General features: G+C 36.9%; 22 protein-coding genes and 3 pseudogenes. 2 read left to right on the top strand and 23 right to left on the bottom strand.

Features of this window, described 5'->3' with window-relative positions:
* Positions 1 to 569: 569 nt before the first annotated feature.
* The 9 genes and pseudogenes from AC04Q4_RS11955 to AC04Q4_RS11995 form a co-directional block, all read right to left on the bottom strand.
* A complete protein-coding gene (locus tag AC04Q4_RS11955; protein ID WP_118062271.1) occupies positions 570 to 734 on the bottom strand; it encodes a type II toxin-antitoxin system antitoxin in 165 nt (54 codons plus the stop codon).
* Positions 735 to 936: 202 nt separating this feature from the next.
* Entirely contained in the window at positions 937 to 1527 is a 591-nt protein-coding gene (locus tag AC04Q4_RS11960; protein WP_476389034.1) for an HD domain-containing phosphohydrolase, read from the bottom strand.
* 92 nt (positions 1528 to 1619) lie between these two features.
* A complete protein-coding gene (locus AC04Q4_RS11965) occupies positions 1620 to 1850 on the bottom strand; it encodes a hypothetical protein (RefSeq protein WP_173719879.1) in 231 nt (76 codons plus the stop codon).
* A gap of 80 nt (positions 1851 to 1930) precedes the next feature.
* Positions 1931 to 3472 (bottom strand): ASKHA domain-containing protein, encoded by a 1542-nt coding sequence (locus AC04Q4_RS11970; protein WP_118062272.1) that lies wholly within the window; start codon positions 3470 to 3472, stop codon positions 1931 to 1933.
* 59 nt (positions 3473 to 3531) lie between these two features.
* Positions 3532 to 4190, bottom strand: a pseudogene (locus AC04Q4_RS11975) (flavin reductase).
* The gene (locus AC04Q4_RS11980; protein WP_117450067.1) at positions 4183 to 4590 is read right to left on the bottom strand and encodes a Fur family transcriptional regulator; all 408 of its coding nucleotides are present in this window, start codon (positions 4588 to 4590) and stop codon (positions 4183 to 4185) included. Before AC04Q4_RS11980 ends, AC04Q4_RS11975 begins: the two are co-directional and overlap by 8 nt.
* Before the next feature lie 132 nt (positions 4591 to 4722).
* A pseudogene (locus AC04Q4_RS11985) lies at positions 4723 to 5109 on the bottom strand (YaaA family protein); the annotation flags it as partial.
* 134 nt (positions 5110 to 5243) lie between these two features.
* The gene (trxB, locus tag AC04Q4_RS11990; protein WP_005421617.1) at positions 5244 to 6167 is read right to left on the bottom strand and encodes a thioredoxin-disulfide reductase; all 924 of its coding nucleotides are present in this window, start codon (positions 6165 to 6167) and stop codon (positions 5244 to 5246) included.
* A gap of 15 nt (positions 6168 to 6182) precedes the next feature.
* The gene (locus tag AC04Q4_RS11995) at positions 6183 to 6506 is read right to left on the bottom strand and encodes a thioredoxin family protein (protein WP_055057012.1); all 324 of its coding nucleotides are present in this window, start codon (positions 6504 to 6506) and stop codon (positions 6183 to 6185) included.
* Positions 6507 to 6672: 166 nt separating this feature from the next.
* Here AC04Q4_RS11995 and AC04Q4_RS12000 point away from each other — a divergent pair, with 166 nt between their 5' ends.
* Positions 6673 to 7356, top strand: coding sequence for a Crp/Fnr family transcriptional regulator (locus tag AC04Q4_RS12000; protein ID WP_044924567.1), 684 nt, complete (start codon positions 6673 to 6675; stop codon positions 7354 to 7356).
* Between the two features lie 120 nt (positions 7357 to 7476).
* Here the strand turns inward: AC04Q4_RS12000 and AC04Q4_RS12005 are convergent, their stop codons facing one another.
* From AC04Q4_RS12005 to AC04Q4_RS12070, 14 genes and pseudogenes are all read right to left on the bottom strand, one after another.
* Positions 7477 to 9168 (bottom strand): FAD-dependent oxidoreductase, encoded by a 1692-nt coding sequence (locus tag AC04Q4_RS12005; RefSeq protein ID WP_476389035.1) that lies wholly within the window; start codon positions 9166 to 9168, stop codon positions 7477 to 7479.
* A gap of 1 nt (position 9169) precedes the next feature.
* Complete coding sequence (locus AC04Q4_RS12010; protein ID WP_005421613.1) at positions 9170 to 9490, bottom strand: rhodanese-like domain-containing protein; 321 nt, start codon at positions 9488 to 9490, stop codon at positions 9170 to 9172.
* 11 nt (positions 9491 to 9501) lie between these two features.
* Positions 9502 to 9807 carry a thioredoxin gene (gene trxA, locus AC04Q4_RS12015; protein WP_118062274.1) on the bottom strand — a complete coding sequence of 102 codons (306 nt, stop codon included), beginning with the start codon at positions 9805 to 9807 and terminating at the stop codon, positions 9502 to 9504.
* 92 nt (positions 9808 to 9899) lie between these two features.
* Complete coding sequence (locus tag AC04Q4_RS12020) at positions 9900 to 10646, bottom strand: SDR family NAD(P)-dependent oxidoreductase (protein ID WP_005421611.1); 747 nt, start codon at positions 10644 to 10646, stop codon at positions 9900 to 9902.
* Positions 10647 to 10806: 160 nt separating this feature from the next.
* On the bottom strand, positions 10807 to 10965 hold the full coding sequence (locus AC04Q4_RS12025) for a rubredoxin (protein WP_005339874.1): 159 nt from the start codon (positions 10963 to 10965) through the stop codon (positions 10807 to 10809).
* 94 nt (positions 10966 to 11059) lie between these two features.
* The gene (locus tag AC04Q4_RS12030) at positions 11060 to 11434 is read right to left on the bottom strand and encodes a desulfoferrodoxin family protein (RefSeq protein WP_476389036.1); all 375 of its coding nucleotides are present in this window, start codon (positions 11432 to 11434) and stop codon (positions 11060 to 11062) included.
* A 184-nt stretch (positions 11435 to 11618) separates the two neighbouring features.
* Positions 11619 to 11819: pseudogene (locus tag AC04Q4_RS12035) on the bottom strand (rubrerythrin family protein); the annotation flags it as partial.
* An 89-nt stretch (positions 11820 to 11908) separates the two neighbouring features.
* Complete coding sequence (gene yaaA, locus AC04Q4_RS12040) at positions 11909 to 12655, bottom strand: peroxide stress protein YaaA (RefSeq protein WP_055066634.1); 747 nt, start codon at positions 12653 to 12655, stop codon at positions 11909 to 11911.
* Positions 12655 to 13110, bottom strand: a complete 456-nt coding sequence (gene bcp / locus AC04Q4_RS12045) for a thioredoxin-dependent thiol peroxidase (RefSeq protein WP_476389037.1) — start codon at positions 13108 to 13110, stop codon at positions 12655 to 12657. Before bcp ends, yaaA begins: the two co-directional genes overlap by 1 nt.
* A gap of 3 nt (positions 13111 to 13113) precedes the next feature.
* Positions 13114 to 13326 (bottom strand): DUF6219 family protein, encoded by a 213-nt coding sequence (locus AC04Q4_RS12050; protein ID WP_005421604.1) that lies wholly within the window; start codon positions 13324 to 13326, stop codon positions 13114 to 13116.
* A gap of 179 nt (positions 13327 to 13505) precedes the next feature.
* Positions 13506 to 13655, bottom strand: a complete 150-nt coding sequence (locus AC04Q4_RS12055) for a hypothetical protein (protein WP_173684846.1) — start codon at positions 13653 to 13655, stop codon at positions 13506 to 13508.
* Positions 13656 to 13916: 261 nt separating this feature from the next.
* The gene (locus AC04Q4_RS12060) at positions 13917 to 14351 is read right to left on the bottom strand and encodes a bacteriohemerythrin (protein WP_106492463.1); all 435 of its coding nucleotides are present in this window, start codon (positions 14349 to 14351) and stop codon (positions 13917 to 13919) included.
* A gap of 76 nt (positions 14352 to 14427) precedes the next feature.
* Positions 14428 to 14592, bottom strand: coding sequence for a rubredoxin (gene rd, locus AC04Q4_RS12065; RefSeq protein ID WP_173737983.1), 165 nt, complete (start codon positions 14590 to 14592; stop codon positions 14428 to 14430).
* 276 nt (positions 14593 to 14868) lie between these two features.
* Complete coding sequence (locus tag AC04Q4_RS12070; protein WP_118050740.1) at positions 14869 to 15240, bottom strand: hypothetical protein; 372 nt, start codon at positions 15238 to 15240, stop codon at positions 14869 to 14871.
* 332 nt (positions 15241 to 15572) lie between these two features.
* Between AC04Q4_RS12070 and AC04Q4_RS12075 the strand changes: the two genes are divergently transcribed.
* Positions 15573 to 16175: a Type 1 glutamine amidotransferase-like domain-containing protein gene (locus AC04Q4_RS12075; protein ID WP_173737984.1), complete on the top strand. Its 603-nt coding sequence runs from the start codon at positions 15573 to 15575 to the stop codon at positions 16173 to 16175.
* Positions 16176 to 16244 lie beyond the last annotated feature (69 nt).

The raw sequence follows: 16244 nt of genomic DNA on the forward strand, positions 1-16244 counted from the left end.
GCACTCCCCATTTCCGTGCATCTACACACTTTTTAGTAATGAAATTCTATCACAGAACGACCTGAATTTCAATATGTATTCCCATTTTATGTGCATCTACACACTTTTATGTAATGTTAATAAATATATTTTCAGATTTTTTTGATTGCAGTGTCTATAATCGACTACTCCAATCGTTATTATAGGTAAACAACAAAAAGAAGATGGTTCCGATGTTTCATTAAATATGTTCGTTAGTCTTTTACGCAAAGGATTATATCTCCTCTGCGCCCTAATACTTTTCGGATTCAGTTCAACAGTCGAGTAGACTAAGACCTCTCAATCTTAGCCCCTCATAGATCCGTACGTGCGGCTTTCCCGCATACGGCTCCTCATAGTAACATTCGCTTCAATATAAACAATAGTACGTTTTTATTTCCAGCATAATCAGTATAACAGTTCAAAGTATCAGGGGTATCTCAAATACCTGCCGTAAAGTATCACTGATTCCTATAAAAGTATCATCATTTGATACTTTTTAAATTGACATAAAAATACACCGGAACTCACCAGCCCGATGTATGATCTTTCTATTTATTTAATGTGCCATGATCTTTCTCATGTTGAGCAATTGCCTGACGAATCAGATACAGCACTTCTCCATTGATAGAACGCCCCTCAAATTCAGCAAGACTTTTCAGTTTTCCGTGCGTCTCAGAATCAATCCGAAGACCAAGATGTTTATCTTTTTCCATATGGCTTCCTCTCCATTTGATAAGTACAAAATAAGTTCATAATACAAGTACATTTTAAGTACAAAACATGGTAAAATGGTTTAAATGAACTTGTTTTAAGTACTCTATATTTTATTATTAGGGGAGAGCATCAAAAATATGAAGAAAGAAAAGCGATATTATCAAATCCGAATGGATTATTTCTGGCTTTCCATTCTGGCAGTCATAATACTGCATGATGTTTCATCGTTTTAAATTCTTCATCGGTTAATTTTTCTGGTTTTTCCAGAATCTCATTCCCGATTGCGACCTTTCCTATGTCATGTAAAGCTCCGGCAATATACATTTTCTGACAGATATCCTCATCAAATCCCATGAACCTTGATATTTTTTCCGCACCTTCCGCAACACCCATTGAGTGGTTACTTGTAAAGGGTGATTTATAGTCCACAATATGGGCAAAAAGATCTGCAATAGCTTTAATCTGTGCAAAATTAAGTTCCAGCTTTATTCTGGGTACTTTCTTCCACAACATAGTATCCAGGGTTTCATTATCAATCATATGAATTTTTTCATCTGAAAAAGCATTAAAAAAAACTTCCACGCAGAAGGAATCAAACAATTTATCTTTTGACTTTATTACAAATTCTTCTGTTCTTTTCCACTCATCCGAATCTGATTTCATAGATCGGCAAAATATATCTATCGTATCACACATATGGATAATCCTTGCAAAAAACGGTACTTCATTCCATTGTTTTCCAAAAGGTTCACTTCCATCAGCGTTTTCATGGGGGGGGGTACAGTATGACATTAGATACATCATTATGAAACGGTATATTTTTCAGAATTTTTTCTCCTATGGTACAATGCCTTCCCAGCTTCGTCACCCCGTTACGTAAAGCGTCATTTTGAAGCTCTTCCTGAATATATTGTGCCACTGCATTGTCGTGCAGCAATGCACACTCTGCCAGATCCTGCAGGCTTTGACCCTGTATACCCATTTTTTTCAGCAGTACAAACCGCCATATATGCCACACGTTTAGAATGATTGTTTGTTACTTTAATCAGCTCTGCCTCTACACAGTCCAATGCATATGAGCAGGCTGCTAATAACCCCAGCACATCAAATTTCATTTTTGATCTTGTCTCCTCCTTTGTTCTGTTTTCTGAGAAATCTGGAATATGCTTACCATGACAAATTTCTCAACCTCGGATCAATAAAAGCATATGTTTTGTCTTTTCTTTAATTTTTCCATGACCGTTGGATATTTTTTATAATCTGTGTGAGGTAAGGCCTGGGCAGCTACCATCTGTTCCAGAAAATCATCCACTTCCGCAAATTGTATATAAGTCATTTCTTCCAGTATCTGATCAATATCTGCAAGAAGTTCTTTGTTCAGCAAAAGCTTTTGTGCTCCTTCCAGCGAAGAATTTCCAGCATTGATCATCTTCTCCCGTTCCATGTCAGGATACATCCCAATGGTAATGGCTGATTCCACAGATACATATTTTCCAAAAGAGCCGGCTACATAAAATCGATCTGCCTGATTCAGTTCAAGTCCAGATTCCCGGAGCATGATCTCAACCATTATATGTGCTGCGGCTTTGGTAAGAATAAATTCGTCGATATCTTTCTGATAAAAATACAGACCCGGAGCATATTCTATGCAAAGCTGACCTTCTCGTTTCTGAATAAGATTCGTTTTTTCAGGAAAAAACTTACCACGAATATCTATCCAGCCTTCTAAAAAAAGTTCCGCAATCAGATCGACAATACCGGAACCGCAGATACCCTTAGGGCTAATTTTTCCTGAAGAGTTACCAATTACATGAACATGGATTTTTCCACCTCTTATCCTCACGCTGTCCACTGCTCCGGCATCTGCCCTCATCCCGGTGTGTACTACACCGCCTTCCAATGCAGGCCCCGCCGCACCGGCGCCGCAAAGAAGAAAATCTTTATTTCCTATCACAAGTTCACCGTTGGTTCCAATGTCAAAGAAAACACTGATTCCATCCTTTTTATATAATTCCGTTTCAATCATTCCACTGATGATGTCACCACCCAGATAATTAGACTTCGCCGGATAACAATATACATAACCATTCAGCGGAATGTCCAGATCTTTTGCCGGCTGGAATCCCGGACGGTCTGCATGAACAGCATGTGGCGTATAAAAGACACAGAAAGCATCTATTCCCAAAAGAAAGTGGATCATGGTGGTATTGCCTGCTACTACCATAGACAGACATTTTCGTGACACCGGATGCTTTACATCCAGCTTATCCATGCACTCTATAATAGACTCAACTGTAGCAAGCCGTATCTCTTCCAGTTTTTTCCTGTCATCTTTGCAGAAAAAAATACGTGATAAAATATCGGTTCCCCACTGAATCTGTTTATTAAAGCAGCTCTCTTCTCCCAATATCTCACCACTATTACAATCTAAAAGTCTCACCACTACCGTTGTACTTCCAAGATCCACAGCCAGCCCATAATGCTGTCTGGCTGTATCTCCGCTTTCTATATCAACCAGCTCCCATTTTTCTCCATTCCAGGAAAGCGAAACGGTTATTTTCCAACCTGCACGATCAAGTAATGGATATAGTTGTCTCAACATGCGAACCGGAATATGAACCTCCTCTTTCACGCCCTCCGCGGATAAAGCTTCCAGAATGCGCTGCTGGTCTGAACGCTGATCCTCTTCGGTTGGAACAGAAAGATCAAGATATAATTTTCGGCTAAGCCCTCTCATAGTATTCATCTCCCTACAATTTGTGCATTTTTTATTCTGTAAAAAAAGAAGGTCATCCGTTATATCACATACTTGACATCCTTCCTTACCTCCGCTTTCTTTATCACTTTTTCAAAATCTGATGCCGGATGTTTGCACAAAGGACATACAAAATCATCCGGTAATTCTTCTCCTACATACTCATATCCACAGATCCTGCAACGCCATATTGTCTGACCATCTTCTGTTTTTCCTACTGCCTGTGGCTTAGGTTTTATGTGATTCTGATAGTACTCGTATGTTACAGAAGGGATATCACTTAAGACTTCCATGTCTGTTATTTCACCAATAAACATCGTATGGGAACCCAAATCTTCTGTTTTATTAACACTTACAGAAATATACGCATTTGTTCCTTCTGTGATATAGTAAATTCCATTTTCGCCCCTTGCACATTTTTCAAATTTTTCAAACTTATTCATATCCCGCCCGGATTGAAAACCAAAATGTTTAAATAATTCAAACTGGGCACTCTGGCTTAATACTGACACTGTGAATTTTCCGGTTCTTTGGATCATTTCATGTGTATAATTTGCTTTATTTACACAGATACTTAATTGATTAGGTTCTGATGCCGCCTGGATTGCAGTGTTAATGATACAGCCATTATCCTCTTGGGCTTCTCTGCAGGCAGTACAAATAATCCGTAACTCAGCTTATACATCGCTTTTTTATCCATTCTGCTCCTCCTTCATCTTCTCCCTGCATCTCGGACAAATGCCTTTAAAGGAAATATCATATTCCAAAAAATCAATTCCATGCGTATCATGAATTCTTTTCATTAAATCCGGTATTTCCTCCATATCTACATCCGATACCTCACCACATTTTATACATCTCACATGATAATGATTTTTCAATGTGATATCGAACCGATTTGCTCCATCTGGCACTTCAACCTTTCTCAGAGCACCTTCTTCTGACAGTATATCAAGATTTCTATATACTGTTCCTTTTCCAATGGTAGGATATTCTTTTTTTAGAAATTCATATACTTCATTTGCTGTAACATGCCTTTTCATTTCATATACAGCATTTTTCACAAGATCTTTCTGAATTGTATTTCTTCTATTAGTCATTTGCCCTCCTTATTAGGATTTATTCTTAATTAGAAGTATATATCAGAAGTTTTAAAATGTCAATATAAAATTAGTAATAATTACTATTATTGAAATAATAGCACTTTGTAAATGTCCCTTTTTCGCACAATCTTATTCCATAATTTTTCGTTCAAAAACATATTCTATTTCAGATGATAAATCTCTTCTAAAATTGTATCCAAGTCTGTCAAACGTTTGTACGTCTGCAGGATTTTCAATTTCTTTTTCTGCCATATATCTGACCATCTCACCACGAGCCATCTTAGCATATGTACCTTTTGTTACCAGTTTATCCCCTGATTGTTCACAAAACGTAACCGTAATATATTTGTCTTTATCTGATAAATATTTTTCTATACATTTCGAGTATTCTTTTGATACAAGATTAATGATAATCCTGCTGTCATCAAGCACTGAACGATATAATCTTTCACCCCAATAGTCATATAGATTTTTGGTATCTTCTATTTCAGCTTTCGCCTTCATCTCCAGGCGATGCCTTCTTTCATCAGCATAATCATTGTATCAGGATAAAGTTCACAAAGTATCCGCAATACATTCCCATAAGTTCATGTCATTATTGAAATTGTACATATTTCAGTATGAAAAGTTCACCATTCAAATTCTGATTATTATTTCTCCACATACTCTTCTGCCATATGTACTGCCATAGCACCATCTGCCACTGCTGTTACTATCTGACGAAGTAACTTTGTTCTGACATCTCCTACAGCATAAACACCCGGAATACTCGTTTCAGTGTTTTCACCTGCCACAATATATCCTTTATTATCCAGTTCTATCTGATTATCTAAAAAATCTGTTGTCGGTTTTCTTCCTATACTCACAAACAGGCCGTCACATTCTATAATGTTTTCTTCTCCTGTAACTGTATCTTTCAACCGCACACCAGTCAATCGTTCTCCATAAATCAGTTCATTTACTGTATTGTTCCATCGAAACTCTATATTTTCAGTTTTCATCAGCTGGTCATGGTAGATTTTCGTTGCACGTAATGTATCTCTTCGATGAACAATGATGACTTTCTTAGCAATTCGACTTAAAAGAACAGCATCTGATACAGCAGAATTTCCACCACCAACAACCACCACGATCTTATCTTTATAAAACATACCATCACAGGAGGCACAATAAGCAACCCCATGACCTATCAATTCTTTTTCTTTAGCGAGACCAAGTTCTCTTGGATTTGCTCCAGTAGCAATCACTACTGTTTTCCCAATATAAATTCCCGAACTAGTTTCTACTCTCTTAAGCTTTCCTGTTAAATCCATATTAAAAACTTCAGCATATTCACTTTTAGCGCCAAATTTTTCCGCCTGTTTTTGCATTTTCTCTGCCAATGAAAATCCGTCAATTCCATTTTCAAAACCAGGATAGTTATCAATCTGCCAGGTCAATGACATCTGACCACCTGCAGATAATTTTTCTAAAACAATGGTATCAAATCCTGCTCTGGCTGCGTATAATGCTGAAGTATACCCTCCAGGTCCTCCCCCCACGATAATCATATCGTAAACATGATTTTCATTCATACAGCAGTCCTCCTTTTATTTTTCCAATGCTTCATTAATAAAATTCTCTATCATTATTTTTGATTCAGGTGCAACAATAGAATCTATTGCCTTTCCATTTCGATATAAAACCAGCGTAGGAATCACCTCAATCTTTTCAGCTTCTGCAATCTGTGGTTCTTCATCAATATTCACTTTTCCAGCAATAAGAATATCGCTGTATTCTTCACTTATTTTTTCATAAGCCGCTCCAATTCTACGGCAATAACCACACCAAGGTGCCCAGAAATCAACCAAAACCGGTTTTTCCTTATGAATTAATTGTCCAAACTTTTCTTTATTTATATTTATAGATGTCATATTTTTCAACTCCTTCTCCTATTTGAACTTAATATACCCCAAATAAGTGCTTGCTTCCGTGATGATATCACAGAAAAGATAATTTACTTTATTACACTTCTTTTTATTTCTATTTATGGCATATGCCAGTTATATAATTGACGCATCTAAAAAAAGCAAGTATACTATGTTCGTAAAGGAGATAACGGTTATGAACTTCGAAAATTGTTTTCCACTATGGAATGACTTAAATACAGCACAGAAAAAAATAATTTCAGACAATTTAATCACACAGTATGTAAAAAAAGGGACAATCATTCACAATGGAAACCTGGATTGTACTGGATTATTACTGGTTAAATCCGGGCAGCTTCGAACTTACATACTTTCAGATGAAGGACGGGAGATTACACTTTACCGTCTGTTCGATATGGATATGTGTCTTTTATCCGCCTCATGTATCATGCGGTCTATTCAATTTGAAGTAACCATTGAAGCAGAAAAAGATACGGATCTTTGGATCATCCCTGCTGAAATCTATAAGGGCATCATGAAAGAATCTGCTCCTGTCGCAAATTATACCAATGAGTTAATGGCTACCCGTTTTTCTGATGTCATGTGGCTGATTGAACAGATTATGTGGAAGAGTTTGGATAAGCGTGTTGCTTCATTTCTTTTAGAAGAAACATCCATTGAAGGAACAAATGAACTGAAAATCACTCACGAAACTATCGCAAACCATCTTGGTTCCCACAGGGAAGTTATCACTCGAATGCTTCGATACTTTCAAGGCGAGGGTCTCGTCAAACTCTCCCGTGGCAAAATCACAATCCTTGATCCAAAAAGACTGGAAACACTCCAAAGGTCATAAAATTGTTTTTCTGTAACATATAAAGAAGAATCCTCCATTTATCAGAATTATGAAAGTCATTCTAATAAATGGGGGATCTTTTTATATAACGAGAAAATTATAAAAATATTATGATTATTTTTAATAATCCATACCACATGCATATGCCTTTTCAATCAGCGCACGGTCATTGACAACTGCATCATAGAAGCGGAATCCGCCGGAGAAGTTGTATGTTTCATATCCATTTCCTTCCAGAATACGACTGGCAATATAACTTCGCAGCCCACTCTGGCATATCAGGTAAACAGGCTTTCCCTTCTCAATTTCATTGATACGTTCCCTTAGTTCATCTACAGGAATGTTTTTGAATCCATCCATATGCCCCCTGTTAAATTCACCTACAGTTCTCACATCCAGCAACACAACACTTTTATCTCTAGAAATCTTATCCATATCTTCCAGATGCCATTGTTTTAAGGTACCTTTTGCTATATTGTCTATCATGAATCCTGCCATATTTACAGGATCCTTGGCAGAGGAATAAGGCGGTGCATATGCGAGATCCAAATCCTTCAGCTGGGTTGCCTTCAGCCCTGCATGGATTGCTGTTGCCAGCACATCAATACGTTTATCAACTCCTTCATATCCAATAATCTGAGCACCAAGCAAACGATAGCTCTCTTTTTCAAAAACCACCTTCATGGTCATCACTTTTCCACCAGGATAGTAACCGGCATGACTCATAGGAGAAAGAATTACTGTATCTACATCTAACCCTGACTTTTTGGCATTGGTTTCATTGATACCTGTAGTGGCTGCTGTCATATCAAACACTTTTATAACGGAGCTTCCCTGACTGCCCAGGTAACGACTATCACCGCCACAAATATTATCAGCGATGATTCTGCCCTGTTTATTGGCTGGTCCTGCCAAAGAAATCAGCGCATCATTACCCGTAACATAATGTTTTACCTGAACTGCATCACCTGCAGCATAAATATCCGGTACAGAGGTTTCCATTCTGTCATTCACTACAATACTTTCCTTGATGCCAAGTTCCAGACCGGCTTCTTTTGCTAATACTGTGTCTGGTGTGACTCCGATTGCCAGAACTACCATATCAGCCTGAAGGGATGGATTATCTTTCAACAGGACCTCCACTCCGTTGTCTTTTTCTTTAAATCCTTCTACTGTATAGCCCAGTACCAGTTTTATCCCATGCTTTCTCATTTCATTATGGATCATGGATGCCATATCCGGGTCAAAAGGGTTCATCAGCTGCTTAGGCCGCTGGACAATCGTAACATCCATGCCAAGCTCCCTCAAATTTTCTGCCAGTTCCAGACCAATAAAACCGCCACCTGCCAATACAGCCGATTTTGGATGATTCTTATTTATATATTCCTTTATCCGAAAAGTGTCTTCTACAGTACGAAGTGTAAAAAGTTTATCAATACCTACTCCTGGAAGTCTCGGCTGTGTTGGCTTTGCACCTGGAGAGAGGATCAGCTTATCATATTTTTCTTCAAATATCTCACCATTCTCTAAATTTTTCACTGAAACCGTTTTACGTTCCGGATGTATGGAGATAACTTCATGATGAATTTTCATGTTAATACGGAAGCGTTTAAAAAAACTCTCTGGTGTCTGTAGTGTAAGTTCTTCCGGGTCTGTGATCACGTCTCCAATATAATATGGAAGTCCACAATTTGCATAGGATATGTATCCGGATCTTTCAAACACAGTAATTTCAGCATGTTCATTCAGTCTGCGTATTCTTGCTGCGGCTGTAGCTCCTCCGGCTACACCTCCTACAATTATTACCTTCATCTTATTTTTCCACCTTTCCTGAGTAAGCTGCAATGCCACCGATATTATTTACTTTAGAATATCCCATTCGTTGCAGTATCCCAGTTGCCTGGCGGCTTCGTGAACCGGAATAACAGTATACAAACAGTGGGATATCCTTATTCTTCGCTACAGAAGCAATATTGTCAAGTTGCTGCAACGGCACATTTTTACTTTCTGGTATATGTCCTTCCTGATATTCCTGCGGTGTACGTACATCCAGCAGAACTGCATCATCAGTCCTTTTATATTCTTCTATGCCTTGATTAATATTCGACTGTTTAAAGAGATCAAAAAATCCCATTAGAACACCCCCTAAAGCATTTCTAAAATCGCATTCTTAGGTCTCGCCCCTGAAACCTGCTGTACAATCTTCCCATTCTTCATAACCACTAAAGTTGGAATGCTCATAATACTGAACTTATTTGCCAGTTCAGGCTCTTCATCTACATTAATCTTTCCAACTTTAATATCTCTACGCTCACTTGCAATCTCCTCTACAATAGGTACTACCATACGGCAAGGCGCACACCAAGATGCCCAAAAATCTAAAAGAACGGGTTTATCGGAACTCAGTACTTCGTTCTGAAAATTATTTTTATTGATATTAATAGCAGACATTTTACAGTCCTCCTTATCTTTTTCTTTTTGTAGATTTATTATGGTCTTAATTTCATTTATTTTCCGTGATTACATCACCATACCTCATTAACTTAACTTCTTGCCATACCATCTACACTTAATATAACACCTGTAATGTAACTCGCCTCATCTGAAGCAAGAAACACAAACGCATTGGCAATATCTTCTGGCTGTCCAAGACGACGCAATGGAATTCTTTCAATCATAGGTTCGATAACTTCCTTTGGCACGGCCTTCATCATATCAGTTTCTGTAATCCCAGGTGCAACAGCATTAACACGAATACCTTTAGGTCCTAGTTCTCTTGCTAATGATACAGTCAATCCGTTTACTGCAAACTTCGATGCCGGATAAGCAAACCCACTTGGCTGTCCCGAAATACTCACCATGGAAGAAGTTGAGAGAATGACCCCCTTGCCTCTTGCCACCATACATTCTGCTGCTACACGAGTAGTATTAAATACTCCTTTTACATTTAGATCCATGACTTTATCAAAAGTCTCCTCTGTATAATCCATAAATGAGGTGTTTTCTGAAATCCCTGCATTATTTACCAGTATGTCGACACATCCATATTTTTCAGTTGCCTCTTTAAAAGCCTTTCTGACAGACTCCATGCTTGCCAGATTTGGACTAATTCCAGCAACTATTGCATTGGGATATTTTTCTTTTAATTTATCTACAGCAACATCTGCCGATTCCTGTGAACTTGCTGCCAACACAACTGAAGCACCTTCCTTCAAGAATTTATCAGCTGTAGCAAATCCTATACCACGGCTTCCACCCGTAATGATTGCAACTTTATCTTTTAATCTCATTTAGACTACCTCCTTACTTTGTTTGTAGTTACATTATAAGCAAAAGGTAAATCATTTTCTGTGATATCATCACAATCACAAACTATCGCAATAAAAAAGCCCTGTTGCTCACACGCACCAGGGTTTTTGTTTATCTATCCGTATTTAAATAATCAGAATTTTATTCAACTTCTGAAAACTGATCTTTTCCAACATTACATAATGGGCATTCAAAATCTTCTGGAACGTCCTCCCACTTTGTTCCTGGTGCAATACCACCTTCAGGATAACCTTCCTCTTCATCATATTCCCATCCGCAAACGTCACATACATATTTCATTAGTTTGTTCCTCCTTATAAATATATTAATACAAAGCATATATTACTGTTGTATCTGAATTATTTTGTAATCTTAGCACGAAAGTCAAGTGTTTTTAGCATTTCCAGAGTCCATGAAGATTGCAGTATGCGTATACTTCTTCTACATACTCTCCATCACAGAGGCAGAAATCCGCAATAGGTTCCTGTCCTGGAATTAGCTGTTTTCTATAAATACCCTGATTTGTATTTAGTGTAATCCATTCAATGAAATGATTATCAAGCATTGGATGTTTTGTTTCACCGACCACAACATGTACATGCTGTTTGTCCACTGTATATACAGGTACATGCTTCTCAACAGCAGCATCTGTCACTCCAGCTTTTAACTCATGCATAGCCTCTCCGCAGCACATTACTGGTACGCCTTGATTCTTTACCATTTCAATAATGTTTCCACAATGATTGCATACAGAATATTTTACTTCCATCTTTTTTATCTTCCTATGTTTAAAATTTAAAATCCAATTGTTTCTATAACTTTTTTCAAAGCATCCGCCGATTTCTTAAACTTTAATGCTTCTTTACCAACTGATGCGGAACCAACAAAGCCACAGCCTATCATTACTGCTTTTTTTAATAATCACTTTCTTCTTTGTAATAATCTCCTTCTCTTTAATAGTTCTCTTCACGTACTTCGAAATAACTCTGTGGATGGTTACATACTGGACATATCTCAGGTGCCTTTGTTCCTACCACAACATGTCCACAGTTACGGCATTCCCATACCTTAACTTCACTCTTTTCAAACACCTGTGCAGTTTCAATATTCTTAAGAAGTGCACGATATCTCTCTTCGTGGTGCTTCTCAATCTGTTTATTGTCAATAAATAATAGTAATAATTACTATTATTATAATAATCAATATTACTGATTACATTTCATTTAAAATAATCATTCAATCATCATTTTTTCCGTTCAAAAACATATTCTGCATCTGATGATAAATCAGAGCGGAATGAATAGCCTAGTCTATCAAATTTCTTAATATCCTCAGGATTTTCAATTCTGTTTTCAGCCATGAACCTAACCATTTCACCACGGGCCATCTTAGCATATGTACCTTTTGTCACCAGTTTATCTCCTGATAACTCACAAAATGTAATCGTAATGTATCTATCCTGTCGTGTCAGATATTTTTCTATGCACTTAGAGTATTCTTTCGATGCCAGATTGATTATAATCCTGCTGTTATCAATCACTGAGCGGTATAATAACTCTCCCCAGTACTCATACAGATTTTTTGTTTCTCCTATTCCAACCTTCGCCTGCATTTCCAAACGATAAGGTGTCACACCATCCCTTGGTTTTAGCACACCATAAAATGCAGATATTATTCTCAAATGATTTTGTACATACTCGAACTGACTGTCCTCAAACACGGATGGAGCCATATATTGAAAAGCAATTCCTTCATATGATAAGACAGCTGGGGTAAGTAAATGATAAAGATCCATGTTTTCCAATCTATTGAAGTTCTGTTCTGTAATTTTGTCATTACATTTCCAGATAGTCTTCAGTTCTTCTTTTGACTTACTTTTCAACCAACTTTGTATCTCTGTCGTCTTTTCAATAAATTCAGGCAATCCATCCGGCGCTATGCTGTCAGTATCTGTAATCATCTTTTTAGCAGGGGATAATATTATCTTCATTAATCTAATTCCTTGAGCATATTTTCAGGATCATCTGCAGCCTTGACTTTATCATTTGCCTTTACAATAATCCCCTGTTCATCAATAAGATATGTGGTTCTTACTACTCCCATAGAGACTTTGCCATAATTTTTCTTTTCTTTCCATACATCATATGCTTCAATAACTTTCCGCTCTGGATCTGCTAAAAGTGTAAATGTCAATCCATATTTTTCCTCAAATCTCTTATGAGAGGATACAGAATCCTTACTGACTCCAAGAATAACTGCTCCTTTTTCGGTAAACTGAGGGTATCGCTCAGAAAACCCACATGCCTGTTTCGTGCATCCCGCTGTATTATCCTTGGGATAGAAATATAAAATCACTTTTTTTCCTGTATAATCCGATAATCTATGTATTTTCCCATTTTGATCTGGCAACTCAAAATCCGGTGCCTTAACCCCTACTTCCAACATTATTTATCCCTCCCTTTCTGTATCTTTCTCTTTATTCGCCTTTTTCTTCCTATTCCCGGTAATCATTTTATGACCTGTATATATCGCCATTACCATACATAACATAGAACTTAAAGCAAAGTATTTGTGACTTGATTTTTGCTTTTTATATCCAGTGTAAAAAGTCCCAAGCATTGTGATCAATGCTCCTACTGACCAATATTTATGTGCTTTCATGTAATTCCTCCATTTTTTCAGTGTATTCAATTCTAATTATACGCTACCATATTCCTATGTCAATTTGATAATAGAGCATTCCTATAAAATTTTTCAAAATATCATTGTCAAAACTATGTATTGTTATCCTTTAATTTTTCTTTGAAATAATTGACAAAAAGCTTGCTTTCAGGAGATTACTATTTAATCTCATTTCCATCTATATATAGTTGAAATTTATCAGGATTATTGACAACATCATAGTCCTTTCCGTATTCTACAGGTCTATATTCGGCTGTCATTACCGATTCCCCGTCTTCAATATCCTCTTTCCATAAATAGATGTTCATATCAATGCTCGTCGCATATCCTCTGTCTGTGGAGAATTTTGTCGAATGAAAAGAGACTTTACAACTTAAAATTGGATAAAAAGGACAAAAAAAGAAGAGCTGCTTGCTCTTCCCATATAGTAGTAGTAAAATAATATGTCATGCCAGCGCAATATATTACCTAGAATATCGCTATAACAGGAAAGGGACTGCATTGTGACAGCCCCTAGTTTACTTCATCATGTTGTCTACATTCTGAGTGAACTCATTCCCTGGTTTATTTTAGCATCGATCTGGATTTTGTTTCATAAAGATAAATTTTGCCACAGAGCGGTCGTATGTTTTAATGTGTCCAAACAGCCAGTCGATTACATTTTTCTGTACAAGTTCACTGAACTGATCTGTTGGTCCTTCATACTCCTGAAGGTATTCATACAGTTCCTGAATTGTCTTTTTAAACTCTTCATGTTTTTCATAATGTTTTTCACGCTCTGGATAACCGGATTTTTCCTGAAGCTTTTCCTCTTCTTTGAAATGAAAGTCAGTATATTCATCCAGATAATCCAGCATTTTGATTGCTTTTACTTTGCTGTCGCCATTTTGACAGGCAGTTACAAAGTTCTGGATACGGTCGATCAATTCTTTATGCTGGGTATCAATTGTTTCATTTCCTGTTACTAAATTGTCATCAAAGGTAATGTTTAAATCGTAAGTCATAATTTGACCTCCATTTCTTTTATATGTTCTCTTAGGATCTTTTAATGTCTGACAGTTTCGTACCTGCATTTTCTGCTTAGTCTTCTACAGGAACGAAAACATCTTTTCCTAATCCGCAGATTGGGCATGTCCAGTCATCTGGAATATCCTCAAATGCAGTTTCTGGATCGATACCAGCGTCTGGATCTCCTACTGCCGGATCATAAATATATCCACATGGTTCACATTCATATTTTTTCATAGTCATTTTCCCTTTTCAATGTCGATTTATTTTTGTTACCAAGTTTCTAGCAATTTTTCTAACACTTTGTTTCTTGTATATCTGTATTATACATGATAATTATTCTTTTGTCAATAATAGTAATTATTATCATTTTTACACTTAGCATAAACTTATATTTGAATTGCACATTTACATATTGTATATATCATGGGAATAGTTGAATAAAAAAATGAACTCTATTCATTAAAGACAGAGTTGCTGGAAATTATTTCTCTACAACAACTTTCTTCGTCTTTAAGTCCTTGAAACACAATACTTTCCAATCAGATTCATCCAACTGTTATATTTATTCTTTTCACACACTTTTCGGCAAATTTCATTTTCCATCAATACACAGAACATCTTATCATAATCAAATGCCCAAACAGCACCATTCACATGGTTTTCCACTGCTTTCTGATCTATGTTCTTTAAACGTGTGACCATTTTTTCAATTTCTCCATTTCTCAAGTTACCGATATTTTTGCAGATAAACCGAAAGAAATTCAACGTTGCATATTCGTCATGCCAATGGAACTCTTCTGGATTGTTTTTAATTTTACTGACTCGCTGCTGTTCTTTGATTATCTGATCAGCTACACCTTTCATCGAATCTTCGTATCTCATATTACTCACCTACTCTTCCTCAACACCCAGTGACGGTTTAAATCTTTTATCCTTTGCCTGCGGTACCACGATCTCATAAAAATAAAATCCTAAATATCCAAGTGCCTGCTTCTTCATTTTATAAAAAGAAGTCCTGCCTATTCCTAGCTCCTGCTGTACTTCCACATCTGTCTTACATAAATTAAAAGGTAAATATGTTCAAACATAAGGCCTCGGAATCTTAATGATTTCTGGGGTTTTCTATTATTGGGATAAGACTATTTATAGCAATTTAAACCGAATTATGATAACATAAGGCAAAGATAAATCGGAATTTATAAAGGAGAATATTGATGAAACTATTTTTATGTTCGCATTTTTCAAGTGTAGGAAGTCTGATAAAGGAAGAAATTGAAAATAAGAAAGTCGCATTTATTCCAACAGCTTCGCTGCGTGAAGGCTACACCGGTTATGTCGGCTCGGCTCGAAAATTATTCAAAAAGTTGGGAGCAATCGTAACTGAAATTGATATTTCAACGGAGGCTTATTCAACGATACAGTCTGTTTTTGAAGATGCAGATGTGATATATTTTACCGGCGGAAATTCTTTTTTTCTTATGGACCGGCTCCGTAAAACGGGAACTGATGGGCTACTGAAAAAGGAATTGGCAAATGGAAAATTGATGATCGGCGAGTCGGCAGGCGCAATTATATGCGCTCCAAGCATCCAATATATCGAGCAAATGGATGAAAAGCCAGAGGACTACTCACAAGAAGATGATGCAGGGCTTGATTTGATTGATTTCTATGTTCTTCCGCATTATCTTACAGCACCATTTAAGAAAGTTACCGAGAAAATAATGACTGAGTTTTCGGATTTGAATCTATGCCCAATTAACAACCGTCAGGGAATTGTAATTGATGGTGAAGGTTCAAAGGTTATTTGCAAAGACTAATTTGAAAATTCCAGTTGATATTTCACTTATTTTAGGATATTTAATAACTGTTATATTTGATTATCAAAT

Source organism: Blautia sp. HA8986 (assembly GCF_056504635.1).